Here is a 13,470-nt window from a genome sequence, read left to right on the forward strand (position 1 = left end):
CCCGGCCGCACCCGGGCGGCGCCCAGGCGCACCGGGGGCGCGGACGGCGGCGTAACGTGAGGGCATGACCTCCGTGGATTTCTGGTTCGACCCCTCCTGCCCCTGGGCCTGGATGACCTCCCGCTTCGTCGACGAGGTGACGCCCGCCCGCGACCTCGACGTCACCTGGCGCATCATGAGCCTCGCCGTCCTCAACGAGGACAAGGACCTCGACGAGTCGTACCGCAGCTTCCTCCCGCGGGCGCTGCGCTACACGCGTCTGGTCGCGGCCGTCGGCGAGCGCGAGGGCCGCGAGAAGGTCAAGCCGCTCTACGACGCTCTCGGCACCCGGATCCACGTCGGCGGACGCACGGACGTCGACGCGGTCATCGCCGAGTCGCTCGCCGAGATCGGAGTCCCGGCCGAGCTGGCCGCCTACGCCGACTCGGACGAGTACGACGCCCCGATGCGCGCCTCGCACTTCGAGGGCATCGACCGCGTCGGCCAGGACGTCGGCACCCCCGTCATCGCCATCGGCGACGTCGCCTTCTTCGGCCCCGTCCTCTCGCCCACTCCGCGCGGCGAGCAGGCGCTGACCCTGTGGGACGGCATCGTCGCCGCCGCCTCGTACGACGGATTCTTCGAGCTCAAGCGCTCGCGGACCCGCGACCCGCAGTTCGACTGAGGACGACCGCTCTCCGCGGGCGGTACTCTGACTCCCGGCCCGCTCGAGCGGGCATCGATTCGGCACTCTCAAAGGACGAGCGCGTGCGCATCCACATCGCAACGGACCACGCCGGGCTGGACTTCAGCCGGCACCTGATCGAGCACCTCGGTGCGGCGGGCCACGAGGTCGTCGACCACGGTCCGACCTCGTACGATCCGCTCGACGACTACCCGTCGTTCTGCATCAACGCGGCGGCCGCGGTCGTCCGCGACCAGGAGGCCGGCGTGCAGGCGCTCGGAGTCGTCTTCGGCGGCTCCGGCAACGGCGAGCAGATCGCGGCGAACAAGGTCGCGGGCGTCCGCGCCGCCCTGGTCTGGAACCTCAGCACCGCGGTTCTCGCGCGCCAGCACAACGACGCCAACGTGATCTCGATCGGCGCCCGTCAGCACACGGTCGACGAGGCGACGGGCTTCATCGACGCGTTCGTCGCCGAGCCCTTCACCTTCGAGGAGCGCCACGTGCGCCGCATCGCGCAGCTCGCCGAGTACGAGGCCACCGGCGACATCGCCGGCCGCGCCGTCGACTCGACCGCGAAGAGCCGCTAGGTGCCGGAGGGGCACTCCGTCCATCGCATCGCGCTGCAGTTCGAGCGCGACGTGGTCGGGCACGCGGTGGCCGTCAGCAGTCCGCAGGGGCGGTTCGTCGAGGGCGCCGCCGTGCTCGACGGGCGCACCGTCTTCGAGTCGACCGCGGTCGGCAAGCATCTGCTGCTGCGCTTCGAGGGCGACCTGTTCCTGCACGTCCACCTCGGCCTGTACGGCGCGTGGGACTTCCTCGGGCACGTCTCGCCGCTCTTCCCCGACGGGAGAGCGGGCAGCAGCATCGGCGCCCCGCGGCGGCGGCGCGCCGTCCGGCTCTCCGAGACCGAGCACGAGACCGACAGCGACCTCGACGAGTTCCCGCCCCCGCCCGTCGGCGCCGTCCGCGTGCGGCTGCAGACGGAGGAGACGGTCGCCGATCTCCGCGGCCCGACAGCCTGCGAGGTGATGGATCCGTCGCAGGTCGAGACGCTGCTCGCACGCCTGGGCCCCGACCCCGCGGCGGACGACTCCGACGCCGCCCGCGATCGCTTCGTGACGAGGCTGCGCAAGACCGCGACTCCGGTCGGCCTCGTGCTGATGGACCAGTCGGTCGTCAGCGGCATCGGCAACATCTACCGGGCCGAGCTGCTCTACCGCGCGGCCCTCGATCCCCACACTCCCGGCAAGCAGGTGCCGTTCGAGCTCGCGAACAAGCTCTGGGCCGACTGGGCGCTGCTGCTGGAGGACGGGATCCGCACCGGGATGATGATCACCCGGCGCGGGCTGACCGCCTCGGAGCGGTCGAAGGCCGTCCGCAGCCGCGCCGAGCGCAACTACGTCTACAAGCGCGAGGGCCTGCCCTGCCGCGTCTGCGGCACGAACGTCCTCCTCGAGGAGATCGGCGCGCGCAAGCTCTACTGGTGCCCGGTGTGCCAGTCGTGATCGGGGCCGGACGACGATGAGCGGATCGCTGCTGCTGCGCGGCGCGAGGCTGCTGGGCGCCGATGCCCTGGTCGACGTCGTCGTGCGCGACGGCGTGATCGACATGCTCGGCACCGCGGTCGGTGCCGTCGACGACGTGCGCGACCTCGACGGCCGATGGCTGCTCCCCGGCCTGTGGGACGAGCACGTGCACTTCTCGCAGTGGGCCATGACGGCTCCGCGCCTGGACGTCTCCGCAGCCCTGTCGGCGGCCGAGGTGGCGGCGGCCGTCCGCGACCGCCTCGCGGTCTCCCCGGCGGGAGCGACGAGCACACTCGTCGGCTTCGGCTACCGCGACGGCCTCTGGCCCGAGCCGCCGACCACCGGGCAGCTCGACGCCGTCGCGCCCGAGCGGCCCGTGGTGCTCGTCGGCGGCGATCTGCACTCCGTCTGGCTGAACTCCGCGGCGCTCCGTCACTACTCCGTGCCCTGGACGGACGACCTCCTGCGCGAGGATCCGTGCTTCGAGCTCGTCACGGCGCTCGGCGCGATGACCGACGACGAGCTCGACCTCCTGGTCGACAGCGCGGCGCGGCAGGCGGCCTCGCGCGGGGTCGTCGGGGTCGTCGATCTCGAGATGCGCTGGAACGTGGGCGACTGGACCCGCCGGGTCGCTCGGGGGACGCGGTCGCTCCGGGTCGAGACCGGCGTGTACCGCGACGACCTGGATCGCGCCATCCGCGAGGGGCTGCGCACCGGGGACGAGCTCGCCGGGGGAGAGGGCCTGCTCCGGATGGGTCCGCTCAAGGTCCTGATCGACGGCTCCCTCAACACGCGGACCGCCTTCTGCGAGCACCCCTACGAGGGCGCCGACGCCGGACGCGGTGTCCTCACCGTCGATCCGGTCGAGCTCGACGAGCTGCTGGCCCGCGCGGCGGCGGCCGGGATCCGGTCGACCGTGCACGCCATCGGCGACGCCGCCGCCACGGTCGCGCTCGACGCCCTCGCTCGGGTGGGCGGCGGCCGGATCGAGCACGCGCAGCTGCTCTCGGACGCCGACATCCCGCGCTTCGCCCGCCTCGGCGTGGTCGCCGGCGTGCAGCCAGAGCACGCCCTCGACGACCGCGACGTCGCCGACCGCTACTGGGCGGGACGCACCGGCCGCGCCTTCGCGCTGCGCTCGCTGATCGACTCCGGGGCGACCGTCGTGCTGGGGTCGGACGCCCCCGTCGCGCCGCTGGACCCGTGGGTCGCGATGGCGGCGGCCGTCGCCCGGGCGCGCCCCGGCGACCGCCCCTGGCACCCCGAGCAGCGCGTCGGGACGGAGGAGGCGATCACCGCCTCGACGAGGACGCGACGACTCCGGCCGCAGGCGGGCGACCCCGCCGACCTCGTCGTCGTCGAGCGGGACCCGCTCACCGCCGCTCCGGAGCGGCTGCGCACCATGCCCGTGTCGATGACGCTGCTCGCGGGCCGCGTCACCCACGAGGTCTGACGCCGGACCCGACTGCCCACTGCAGACGGAAGGCCCGCCGGATCCGAGGATCGGGCGGGCCTTCCGTCTGCGTTCGGGAGCGGGTGCTCAGCTCTCGCTGACGTGCGCGAAGAGGAACCAGCGGTCCTTCTCGAGGCCGCGGCCGATCTCGATGGCGACGTCCTGGCTGCTCGCGTCGATCTCGGCGAGCTCGGCGATCGCCGTGTTCACCGTGGCGATGGCGACGTCCATCTGGGTGATGATCTCGACGATGGCGTTCTCGGAGCGCTGGAACCCGGGCGTGAGCGGCTGGGTCCTCGTCGCCGAGGCGACAGTCTGGATGCGGGCGTCGACGGGGAGGCCGAGGGCGACGACGCGCTCGGCGGCGAGGTCGGCCCACTCGATCGAGTGGGCGACGATCGTGTCGAGGAGCTCGTGGACTCCGATGAAGTTGGCGCCGCGCACGTGCCAGTGCGCCTGCTTGCCGTTGACGGCCAGCGCGGTCATCTCGACGACGACGGGGCTGAGGAACTGAGCGACTCCGGATGCGACATCCGGGTTCGACGAGGTGAGCGACGTGACGGATGCAGTGGACATCGATCGGGTCCTTTCGAGAGGGGGTGACTGATCGTCAACTGTACGCCGCAGCCCCGTCGCCGCAAGGAAGCGGAGGCTCCGCTAAGCGCCGCTGAGGTGAGGCTGTCCTCCTCTGCGAGGGCCGCAGGGGCGGCGGAGACGGGGGCCGGCCCCCGGGTGCCGAGAGGGCGCCGCCGATACGCTCGAATCGGCGTCCACTCCCGGGGAAGCCGCGGAGGAGGGCCGAGATGAGCGCTGCGTCGTCACCGCTGGGCGAGGCGTCCCGCGCCTACCTCCGCCTGTGGCGCGGGGTGCCCCGCGAGGCGCTCGCGCTGATCGTCGCGGTGCCGTTCGCCCTCGTCGGAGCGATGACGGTCGGTCTCGCGCTCGTCGCGGCGCTCGGGCTGATCGGCGTCCTGATCGGAGTCGTCCTCCTCCCGGTCGCTCTGATCACCGCCCGCTTCTTCGCGCGCGGCACGCGGTGGCTCGACCTGCTCGCCGGTCGCCCCGACATCCCCGAGCCCCGGGTGCGTCGCGCTCCCGCGGGTGTGGCCCCCGCCACGTTCGCTCTCTACGGCCCGGTGATCGACGGCCACTACTGGCTGGCGCTGCTGCACACTCTGGTCGTGGCTCCGCTGCTCGCGACGGTGCTGGGAGCAGTGCTGGCGCTGTGGCTCTGGGCGGGGGTCGGGTCCCTCGTGACGGCGCTCGACGGCACGGGAGGCGGCTCAGCGACCGCCGCGCGCTGGACGGCCGACCGCGTGAGCTCGCTGCTCGGCGTGCCCGAGCCGCCGGAGATCCTCGTGGTGCTCGCCGCCATCGCCGTCGTGGTGCTCTTCGTCTCGACGCTGCCGTTCGCGACGCGCGGCCTCACCCTCGCCCGCTATCTCGTCGACAGGCTGCTGCTGGGCCCGTGGAGCTCGGAGGCGCTGCAGCGGGAGGTGGAGGAGCTGAGCGCCTCCCGGGGAGCCGCCGTCGCCGCCGAGGACCGGGAGCTGCGCCGGCTGGAACGGGACATCCACGACGGGCCGCAGCAGCGGCTCCTCCGGGTGCAGATGGACCTCGCCTCGGCCGAGCGCCGCGTCGGCGCGGATCCGGAGGGAGCGACGGCGCTGATCGCGCAGGCCCGCGAGCACGTCGGGACGGCGCTGGACGAGCTCCGCGCCCTGTCGCGCGGCGTCGCGCCGCCGATCCTGCAGGACCGCGGGTTCGAAGCGGCGGTCCACTCGCTGGCCGCGCTCAGCCCCGTGCCGGTGGACGTCGTCGTCGACCGTCCGATCGAGGGAGTGCCGCCGGAGGTCGAGCGGAGCGTCTACTTCGTCGTGGCGGAGCTGCTCGCGAACGCGTCGAAGCACGCCGGAGCCGGGCGGGTCCGAGTCCACCTCGACGTGCGCGATCCGGGGCCGTCGGGGGAGCGCTGGCTCGACGTCTGGGTGATCGACGACGGAGTCGGCGGGGCGGCCGCGGTGGCCGGGCACGGTCTCGAGGGCATCGAGGGGAGGCTCCGCGGACTGCGCGGCGTCCTCCGCCTGGACTCGCCCGCAGGAGGACCGACGACCGTCGGCGTCCACGTCCCGTTCCGGCCGATCGCCCCCGGACCGCCGGCGCCTCCGCTCTAGGCTGACAGGGTGACCTCCGCACCTGTGATCCGCGTCGCCGTCGCCGAGGACTCGGTGCTCCTCCGAGAGGGCCTCGTCCGGCTCTTCGAGGATGCGGGGTTCGCCGTCGCCGGGGCCTTCGGCGAGGCGGAGGGACTCGTGGCCCTCCTCGAGCGCGATCCCGCGGCGGTCGACGTCGCCGTGCTCGACGTCCGCATGCCGCCGACCTTCCGCGACGAGGGAGTGCGCGCGGCCCTCCGGATCCGCGCGGCGCACCCGTCCGTCGCGGTCCTCCTGCTGAGCCAGTACGTCGAGGTGACGTACGCGCACGAGCTGCTCGGCTCCGGCGAGGGCGGGATGGGCTACCTCCTGAAGGACCGGGTCGCCTCCGTCGACGAGCTCCGCGACGCGGTCGAGCGGGTGGCGGCCGGCGGGACCGTGCTCGATCCGCAGGTCGTCGCGTCGCTCCTGCAGCGCCAGCGCGATCCGCTCGCCTCCTTGACCCCACGGGAGCGGGAGGTGCTCGAGGCGATGGCCGAGGGGCGGACGAACGCGGGGATCGCGGCATCGCTCTTCATCGGGGTCGGCGCGGTCGAGAAGAACGTGACCGCGATCTTCCAGAAGCTCGGACTCGAGGACTCGGGGTCGGACCACCGCCGCGTGCTCGCCGTGCTCGCCTGGCTGCGCTCGGCCCGCTGAGCTCCCGTTCGCCGGACTCGGGTGCGAGGATGCGGGACGAGCATCCGGAACGACGAGAGGAAGACGACGATGTCGGACGATCAGCAGGGGCCGCGCCTCCTCGGGCTCGGCGAGGGGCGATCGCCCCGTCTCGCCCGCACCGCCTGGGCTGCACCGGGCGCCGTCCTCGTCGGCGACATCGCCGTGGGGGAGCGCGCGAGCGTCTGGTACGGCGCGGTGCTGCGGGCCGAGAGCGCCTCGATCCGGCTGGGCGACGGCAGCAACCTGCAGGACGGCGTGATCGTGCACGTCGACGCAGGATTCGACGCGACGATCGGCGCCGGGGTCTCGGTGGGGCACAACGCCGTGCTGCACGGCTGCACCCTCGAGGACGACGTCCTGGTCGGGATGAACGCGACCGTGCTGAACGGGGCCGTCATCGGGACGGGTTCGCTCGTGGCCGCGGGCGCCGTCGTGCTGGAGGGCACGGTCGTCCCTGCCGGGTCGCTGGTGGCCGGAGTGCCGGCGAAGGTGCGCCGCGAGCTGACGGAGGAGGAGCGCGCCGGGATCCGCAGGAACGCCGAGTCGTACCGGGCGCTGACCGAGGTGCACCGCGGAGCGACGGACGCGACGGACGCGACGGCCTGAGGCGGCCGACGCGGTTCAGAGGACCGGGCCGTTCAGAAGAGAGGAAGGAGAGGGGCTGACGAGAATCGAACTCGCATCATCTGTTTGGAAGACAGAGGCTTTACCACTAAGCTACAGCCCCGGATCCGCGGCTCGAGGCTGCGGAACGGGTGTGCGCCCATCTTTCGATCGGGCACCATGACACTGTAGTACATCCCGTGGCCGAGGCGGACACGTCCTTGAAGCACTGCTCGCGGCGCGCGGTCGGAACCGCGTTCCTGCCGGGCGAGTCGCGGTGGAGTACACTTGCGAAGGCCATTTCGGCGTGTCGCGACAGCGGACGTGCGGAGAGGGCTCGACGAGAGTCTCACAGCACGGTGCCCCGGCCCGCGCATCCGGGGCGTAGCTCAGCTTGGCTAGAGCGCCCGCTTTGGGAGCGGGAGGTCGCAGGTTCGAATCCTGTCGCCCCGACCACGATTCTCATCGTGACGACCTCGACCCGTGACGACCGTTTGCACGGCGCCGACACCAACCAGCACAGGAGATCCCCTCACGTGAAGACCACGGTAGAAAAGCTGAGCCCGACCCGCGTCAAGCTCGCGATTTCGGTCACCCCCGACGAGCTCGGCCCCAGCATCACGCACGCGTACGGCCACATCGCCGAGCAGATCAACGTCCCCGGCTTCCGCAAGGGCAAGGTCCCGCCCGCGATCGTCGACCAGCGCGTCGGCAAGGCGGCCGTGCTCGAGCACGCCGTCAACGAGGGCCTCGACGGCTTCTACCGCGAGGCCGTGCGCGAGTCCGAGGTGCGCCCCCTGGGCCGCCCGCAGGCCGACATCGTCGCCTGGCCGAGCGACAAGGACTTCACCGGTGACCTCGAGCTCGCGATCGAGGTCGACGTCCGCCCCGAGGTCGACGTGCCCGACTACGAGGGCATCGAGCTCACGGTCGACGCGGCCGAGGTCACCGACGCCGATGTCGACGCCGAGCTCGACCGCCTGCGCAGCCGCTTCGGCACGCTCGTGACGGTCGACCGTCCCGCGAAGACGGGCGACTTCGCCCAGATCGACCTGATCGCGACCATCGACGGCGTCGAGGTCGACACCGCCAACGCGATCTCCTACGAGCTCGGCTCGGGCGAGCTGATCGAGGGCATCGACGAGGCGCTCGACTCGCTGACCGCCGGTGAGAGCACCACCTTCACCGCCCCGCTGCTCGGCGGCGACCACGCCGGCGAGCAGGCCGAGATCGCCGTCACCCTGACCGCCGTCAAGGAGCGCGAGCTCCCCGACGCCGACGACGACTTCGCGCAGATCGCCAGCGAGTTCGACACGATCGCCGAGCTCCGCGAGTCGCTCAAGGAGCAGGCCGCTCAGCAGAAGACCTTCGGCCAGGGCGGCCAGGCGCGCGAGAAGCTCGTCGACGCCCTCCTCGCCCTCGTCGAGGTGCCGGTCCCCGCGTCGCTCGTCGAGGACGAGGTGCACCGCCACCTCGAGGGCGAGAACCGCCTCGAGGACGACGAGCACCGCGCCGAGGTCACCGAGGCGAGCGAGAAGACCTTCAAGACCCAGATCCTCCTCGACCACGTCGTCGAGCAGGAGAAGGTCCAGGTCAGCCAGGACGAGCTCACGCAGTACCTCATCCAGGGTGCTGCGCAGTACGGCATGGAGCCGAACGAGTTCATCAAGATCCTGTCCGAGAACAACCAGATCGGCCAGATGGTCGGCGAGGTCGCCCGCAACAAGGCGCTCGCGATCGTCCTCGGCAAGGCGAAGGTCGTCGACACCGACGGCAAGGCCGTCGACCTGACCGCCTTCACCGCCGTTCCCGGCGAGGACGACGAGTCGGCGACCGACGAGACCGCTCCCGCGGTCGAGGACGCCGCTGCCGAGACCCCGGTCGAGGCGCCCGCGGAGGCCGCCGCCGCCGAGACGGCGGACACTCCGGCCGAGACGACCGAGGCTCCGGCCGAGGCCGCAGCGGAGGAGCCCGCCCCGGCTCCGAAGAAGAAGCGCGCCCCCGCCAAGAAGAAGGTCGCCGCTCCCGCCGAGGAGACCCCGGCCGCCGAGTAGCACTCGCGCAGACGACCACAGGAGCCGCCCCCGATCCGTCGGGGGCGGCTCCTGCCGTTCCGGCGCAGGCGCGCCGTCCGGTCCGCCCCCGGCGAACACCGGACGCTCCCGCTCCGCCCCGGGCGAACACGGCCGGATCGGCGGGGGAGCGTCCGATAGATTCGCCTCCGAAGCGACAACTGAAACGGAGCAATACATGGCCGACATGGTTATGCCCAACAGTGTTTTCGACCGCCTGCTCAAGGACCGGATCATCTGGCTCGGTTCCGAGGTGCGCGACGAGAACGCGAACGAGATCGCCGCGAAGCTCCTCCTCCTCGCGGCCGAGGACGCAGAGAAGGACATCTTCCTGTACATCAACTCGCCCGGTGGCTCCATCACCGCCGGCATGGCGATCTACGACACGATGCAGTTCGTGCCGAACGACATCGTGACCGTGGGCATCGGGATGGCGGCCTCGATGGGCCAGCTCCTCCTCACCGCCGGCACGCAGGGCAAGCGGTACATCACGCCGAACGCCCGCGTCCTGCTGCACCAGCCGCACGGCGGGTTCGGCGGCACCGCGTCCGACATCCAGACCCAGGCGCAGCTCATCCTCGACATGAAGAAGCGCCTCGCCGAGATCACCGCGAAGGCGACCGGCAAGACCGTCGAGCAGGTCAACGAGGACGGCGACCGCGACCGCTGGTTCAGCGCCGAGGAGGCCCTGGCCTACGGATTCGTCGACCACATCCGCTCCTCCGCGACCGACGTCGCCGGCGGCGGCGGAACCGCCACCGAGTGAGCCTTCCAGACGCGCCGAGAGATCAGGAACAGACAATGAACGCACCCACCTTCGGCGGAACGGCCTTCGGCTCCGGAGCCGCGCCGTCCTCGCGCTACATCCTCCCCACCTTCGAGGAGCGCACGGCCTACGGCTACAAGCGCCAGGACCCGTACGCGAAGCTCTTCGAGGACCGCATCATCTTCCTGGGCGTGCAGGTCGACGACGCCTCGGCGGACGACATCATGGCCCAGCTCCTCGTACTCGAGAGCCAGGACCCGGACCGCGACATCGTCATGTACATCAACTCGCCCGGTGGATCCTTCACCGCGATGACGGCGATCTACGACACGATGCAGTACATCCGCCCGCACATCCAGACGGTCGTCCTCGGACAGGCGGCCTCCGCCGCCGCCGTGCTGACCGCCGCGGGCACGCCGGGCAAGCGCCTCGCGCTCCCCAACGCGCGCATCCTCATCCACCAGCCGGCCGTGCAGCAGGGCGGTGGCCAGGCCTCGGACATCGAGATCCAGGCGGCCGAGATCATGCGCATGCGCGAGTGGCTCGAGGAGACGCTGTCGAAGCACTCCAACCGCTCGATCGAGCAGGTCAAGAAGGACATCGACCGCGACAAGATCCTCGGTGCGGACGACGCGCTCGAGTACGGGCTGATCGACCAGATCCTGACCAGCCGCAAGAGCCTCCCGGCTCTCACGGCCTGATCGACCCTCGGAGGGGCCGGCGCGGAGCGATCCGCGACCGGCCCTTCCGCGCACCCGGGGTCTCGCCGGACGTCCGTAGCAAACCGTCACGACGGGCGCAACGGCCTCGAATCCCGGCCCGCCTGCCGAGCCCTCGCGATGCAGAGGCTAGGCTCGGAACCAGTTCCTCGGTCCCCGCACGACCGATGCACGACACGACCGACGCACGACAAGGAAGTGGGGCATCCCCGTGGCACGTATTGGCGAAAGCGCCGACCTGCTGAAGTGCTCGTTCTGCGGCAAGAGCCAGAAGCAGGTCCAGCAGCTCATCGCCGGTCCCGGCGTCTACATCTGCGACGAGTGCGTCGAGCTGTGCAACGAGATCATCGAGGAGCGGCTCTCGGAGTCGAGCGAGGAGACGAGCCACGAGTTCGACCTCCCGAAGCCGAAGGAGATCTTCGGGTTCCTCGAGGAGTACGTGATCGGCCAGGAGCAGGCCAAGCGCGCCCTCGCGGTCGCGGTCTACAACCACTACAAGCGGGTACGCGTGCGCAACACGATCACCGCGGCGGATGCGATCCACGACGAGATCGAGATCGCCAAGAGCAACATCCTGCTGATCGGCCCCACCGGCTGCGGCAAGACCTACCTCGCGCAGACGCTCGCGAAGCGGCTCAACGTGCCGTTCGCGGTCGCCGACGCGACGGCCCTCACCGAGGCGGGCTACGTCGGCGAGGACGTCGAGAACATCCTGCTGAAGCTCATCCAGGCGGCCGACTACGACGTCAAGCGCGCCGAGACCGGCATCATCTACATCGACGAGGTCGACAAGATCGCGCGCAAGGCCGAGAACCCCTCGATCACGCGCGACGTCTCGGGCGAGGGCGTCCAGCAGGCCCTGCTGAAGATCCTCGAGGGCACGGTCGCCTCCGTGCCGCCGCAGGGCGGGCGCAAGCACCCGCACCAGGAGTTCATCCAGATCGACACGACGAACGTGCTCTTCATCGTCGCGGGAGCGTTCGCCGGGCTCGAGGACATCATCTCGTCGCGCGCCGGCAAGCGCGGCATCGGCTTCGGCGCCCCGCTGCACAGCAAGGGCGACGAGATCAACATCTTCAGCGAGGTCCTCCCGGAGGATCTGCACAAGTTCGGGCTCATCCCCGAGTTCATCGGCCGCCTCCCGGTCGTCACCACGGTGACGCAGCTCGACCAGGACGCGCTGATGCAGATCCTGACCGAGCCGCGCAACGCGCTCGTCAAGCAGTACCAGCGCATGTTCGAGCTCGACGGCGTCGAGCTGGAGTTCGACCGCGGCGCCCTCGAGGCGATCGCCGACCTCGCCGTGCTGCGGCAGACGGGGGCGCGCGGGCTCCGCGCCATCCTCGAGGAGGTCCTCGGGCCGATCATGTTCGAGGTGCCGTCGTCGGACGAGGTCGCCCGCGTCGTCGTGACCCGCGCCGCCGTGCTCGACAACGCCGCGCCGACGATCGTGCCGCACGCGCCGCGCCGCCAGGAGAAGAGCGCCTGACACCCTCCGCCCCCGTCGCGCCAGTTCACCAGGATTGGCCCGGCGGGGGCGTCGTCGTGCCCGCGCCGGTTCCCTAGCCTGGCGGAGCGGGTCGTGGACGCGCCGCCCGGTGAGCCCGGGCGCCGCGGACCGAGGAGCCGTCATCGTCCAACCCCTGCTCGCCGGGATCGTCGCCGCCCTCACCGGCTTCTCGAGCTCGTTCGCGATCGTCCTCGCCGGAGTCGTCGCCGTCGGCGCGACCGACCGCCAGGCCGCGTCCGGCCTCCTCGCCGTCTGCGTGCTGCAGGGGCTGCTGTGCATCCTGCTGAGCATCCGCTACCGAGTGCCCCTGACGTTCGCGTGGAGCACGCCCGGAGCCGCGCTGCTCGCGGCCACCGCCGCGCTGCCGGGCGGCTTCGACCGCGCGGTCGGCGCGTTCCTGGTGGTGTCGCTCCTCCTGGTGGTCACGGGGCTCTGGCCGGCCCTGGGCCGACTGGTGTCGCGCATCCCGCGACCGCTCGCGAACGGGATGCTCGCGGGCATCCTGTTCCCGCTCGTGCTCGCCCCCGTCCGGGCGGCGGTCGAGATCCCCGCGCTGGCTCTGCCGGTGATCCTCGTCTGGCTCGTGCTCGTGCGGCTGCTGCCGCGCTGGGCCGTGCCCGCCGCGATCGGCCTGGCGATCGTGCTGCTGGTGGTCACCGACGGCGCGGCTCTCGCCGGGGCGCCGCTGCTGCCGGCGCCCGAGTTCGTCGCTCCCGTCTTCGAGATCGGCGCGATCGTCGGCATCGGACTCCCGCTCTACGTGGTGACGATGGCGGGGCAGAACATCCCGGGTGTCGCCGTGCTGTCGAGCTTCGGCTTCGCGCCGCACTCCCGACCGGCGATCGTCTCCTCCGGAGCGCTCTCGGGCGTCGCCGCGGTCTTCGGCGGGGTGCCGATCAACCTGGCGGCGCTGAGCGCGGCGCTGACCGCGGGACCGGAGGCGTCCCCGCTCCCGGAGCGCCGATGGATCGCGTCGGTCTCGGCGGGTGCGTCCTACCTCGTCCTCGGACTGGTGGCCGGTGCCGCGACGGCGCTGGTCTCCTCCGCGAGCCCGCTGCTCATCGAGGCCGTCGCCGGGCTGGCGCTGCTCGGAGTGTTCGTCGCGGCGGTCCAGGCGGCCGTCGACGAGCCGCGGCTGCGTCTGCCCGCCGCGGCGACCCTCCTCGTCACCGCGTCAGGCACCACCGTCGCCGGGATCGGATCCGCCTTCTGGGGGCTGGTCGTCGGGCTCGTCGTGCTGGCGTGGCTCGTGCCGCGCCGGTCCGCCGCCTGAGCACACGACCC

The 13,470-nt window shown here is 71.8% G+C and carries 13 protein-coding genes and 2 tRNA genes; 13 read left to right on the forward strand and 2 right to left on the reverse strand.

The window, feature by feature from the left end; genetic code table 11:
- The first annotated feature begins 64 nt into the window (after positions 1-64).
- The 4 genes from B0T42_RS13850 to B0T42_RS13865 all read left to right on the forward strand — a co-directional run bounded on the left by B0T42_RS13850 (position 65) and on the right by B0T42_RS13865 (position 3,643).
- The gene (locus B0T42_RS13850; protein ID WP_077223643.1) at positions 65-664 is read left to right on the forward strand and encodes a mycothiol-dependent nitroreductase Rv2466c family protein; all 600 of its coding nucleotides are present in this window, start codon (positions 65-67) and stop codon (positions 662-664) included.
- An 83-nt stretch (positions 665-747) separates the two neighbouring features.
- A complete protein-coding gene (locus B0T42_RS13855) occupies positions 748-1,251 on the forward strand; it encodes a ribose-5-phosphate isomerase (protein WP_055792425.1) in 504 nt (167 codons plus the stop codon).
- A complete protein-coding gene (locus tag B0T42_RS13860; protein WP_077223644.1) occupies positions 1,252-2,169 on the forward strand; it encodes an Fpg/Nei family DNA glycosylase in 918 nt (305 codons plus the stop codon).
- Positions 2,170-2,185: 16 nt separating this feature from the next.
- On the forward strand, positions 2,186-3,643 hold the full coding sequence (locus tag B0T42_RS13865) for an amidohydrolase (RefSeq protein ID WP_077223645.1): 1,458 nt from the start codon (positions 2,186-2,188) through the stop codon (positions 3,641-3,643).
- Positions 3,644-3,730: 87 nt separating this feature from the next.
- On the opposite strand, the gene B0T42_RS13870 is transcribed toward B0T42_RS13865, so the two are convergent.
- Complete coding sequence (locus tag B0T42_RS13870) at positions 3,731-4,219, reverse strand: Dps family protein (RefSeq protein WP_055792411.1); 489 nt, start codon at positions 4,217-4,219, stop codon at positions 3,731-3,733.
- Between the two features lie 227 nt (positions 4,220-4,446).
- Here B0T42_RS13870 and B0T42_RS13875 point away from each other — a divergent pair, with 227 nt between their 5' ends.
- The 3 genes from B0T42_RS13875 to B0T42_RS13885 all read left to right on the forward strand — a co-directional run bounded on the left by B0T42_RS13875 (position 4,447) and on the right by B0T42_RS13885 (position 7,122).
- Positions 4,447-5,817 carry a sensor histidine kinase gene (locus B0T42_RS13875; RefSeq protein WP_077223646.1) on the forward strand — a complete coding sequence of 457 codons (1,371 nt, stop codon included), beginning with the start codon at positions 4,447-4,449 and terminating at the stop codon, positions 5,815-5,817.
- A gap of 9 nt (positions 5,818-5,826) precedes the next feature.
- Positions 5,827-6,495: a response regulator transcription factor gene (locus B0T42_RS13880; RefSeq protein ID WP_077223647.1), complete on the forward strand. Its 669-nt coding sequence runs from the start codon at positions 5,827-5,829 to the stop codon at positions 6,493-6,495.
- A gap of 69 nt (positions 6,496-6,564) precedes the next feature.
- Positions 6,565-7,122, forward strand: a complete 558-nt coding sequence (locus B0T42_RS13885) for a gamma carbonic anhydrase family protein (protein WP_077223648.1) — start codon at positions 6,565-6,567, stop codon at positions 7,120-7,122.
- A gap of 50 nt (positions 7,123-7,172) precedes the next feature.
- On the opposite strand, the gene B0T42_RS13890 is transcribed toward B0T42_RS13885, so the two are convergent.
- Positions 7,173-7,243: transfer RNA gene (locus tag B0T42_RS13890), tRNA-Gly, on the reverse strand.
- A 254-nt stretch (positions 7,244-7,497) separates the two neighbouring features.
- Between B0T42_RS13890 and B0T42_RS13895 the strand changes: the two genes are divergently transcribed.
- The 6 genes from B0T42_RS13895 (at position 7,498) to B0T42_RS13920 (ending at position 13,459) form a co-directional block, all read left to right on the forward strand.
- Positions 7,498-7,575, forward strand: a tRNA-Pro gene (locus B0T42_RS13895).
- An 80-nt stretch (positions 7,576-7,655) separates the two neighbouring features.
- Positions 7,656-9,173 (forward strand): trigger factor, encoded by a 1,518-nt coding sequence (gene tig, locus B0T42_RS13900; protein ID WP_077223649.1) that lies wholly within the window; start codon positions 7,656-7,658, stop codon positions 9,171-9,173.
- 196 nt (positions 9,174-9,369) lie between these two features.
- The gene (locus tag B0T42_RS13905) at positions 9,370-9,957 is read left to right on the forward strand and encodes an ATP-dependent Clp protease proteolytic subunit (protein WP_055792396.1); all 588 of its coding nucleotides are present in this window, start codon (positions 9,370-9,372) and stop codon (positions 9,955-9,957) included.
- A gap of 35 nt (positions 9,958-9,992) precedes the next feature.
- Positions 9,993-10,658, forward strand: a complete 666-nt coding sequence (locus B0T42_RS13910; RefSeq protein WP_055792392.1) for an ATP-dependent Clp protease proteolytic subunit — start codon at positions 9,993-9,995, stop codon at positions 10,656-10,658.
- A gap of 229 nt (positions 10,659-10,887) precedes the next feature.
- On the forward strand, positions 10,888-12,165 hold the full coding sequence (gene clpX / locus B0T42_RS13915) for an ATP-dependent Clp protease ATP-binding subunit ClpX (RefSeq protein ID WP_055792389.1): 1,278 nt from the start codon (positions 10,888-10,890) through the stop codon (positions 12,163-12,165).
- Between the two features lie 109 nt (positions 12,166-12,274).
- A complete protein-coding gene (locus B0T42_RS13920; RefSeq protein WP_077223650.1) occupies positions 12,275-13,459 on the forward strand; it encodes a benzoate/H(+) symporter BenE family transporter in 1,185 nt (394 codons plus the stop codon).
- The last annotated feature ends 11 nt before the right edge of the window (positions 13,460-13,470 follow it).

The sequence above is a fragment of the Rathayibacter rhapontici genome (assembly GCF_001995175.1).
Classification (GTDB): Bacteria; Actinomycetota; Actinomycetes; order Actinomycetales; family Microbacteriaceae; genus Rathayibacter.

Excerpts from the sequence above, each read along its gene's own strand:
- B0T42_RS13875 (WP_077223646.1), top strand. The coding sequence starts at position 4,447 with ATGAGCGCTGCGTCGTCACCGCTGGGCGAGGCGTCCCGCGCCTACCTC.
- B0T42_RS13870 (WP_055792411.1), bottom strand. The coding sequence starts at position 4,219 with ATGTCCACTGCATCCGTCACGTCGCTCACCTCGTCGAACCCGGATGTC.
- B0T42_RS13910 (WP_055792392.1), top strand. The coding sequence starts at position 9,993 with ATGAACGCACCCACCTTCGGCGGAACGGCCTTCGGCTCCGGAGCCGCG.
- B0T42_RS13865 (WP_077223645.1), top strand. The coding sequence starts at position 2,186 with ATGAGCGGATCGCTGCTGCTGCGCGGCGCGAGGCTGCTGGGCGCCGAT.
- B0T42_RS13905 (WP_055792396.1), top strand. The coding sequence starts at position 9,370 with ATGGCCGACATGGTTATGCCCAACAGTGTTTTCGACCGCCTGCTCAAG.
- B0T42_RS13850 (WP_077223643.1), top strand. The coding sequence starts at position 65 with ATGACCTCCGTGGATTTCTGGTTCGACCCCTCCTGCCCCTGGGCCTGG.
- B0T42_RS13885 (WP_077223648.1), top strand. The coding sequence starts at position 6,565 with ATGTCGGACGATCAGCAGGGGCCGCGCCTCCTCGGGCTCGGCGAGGGG.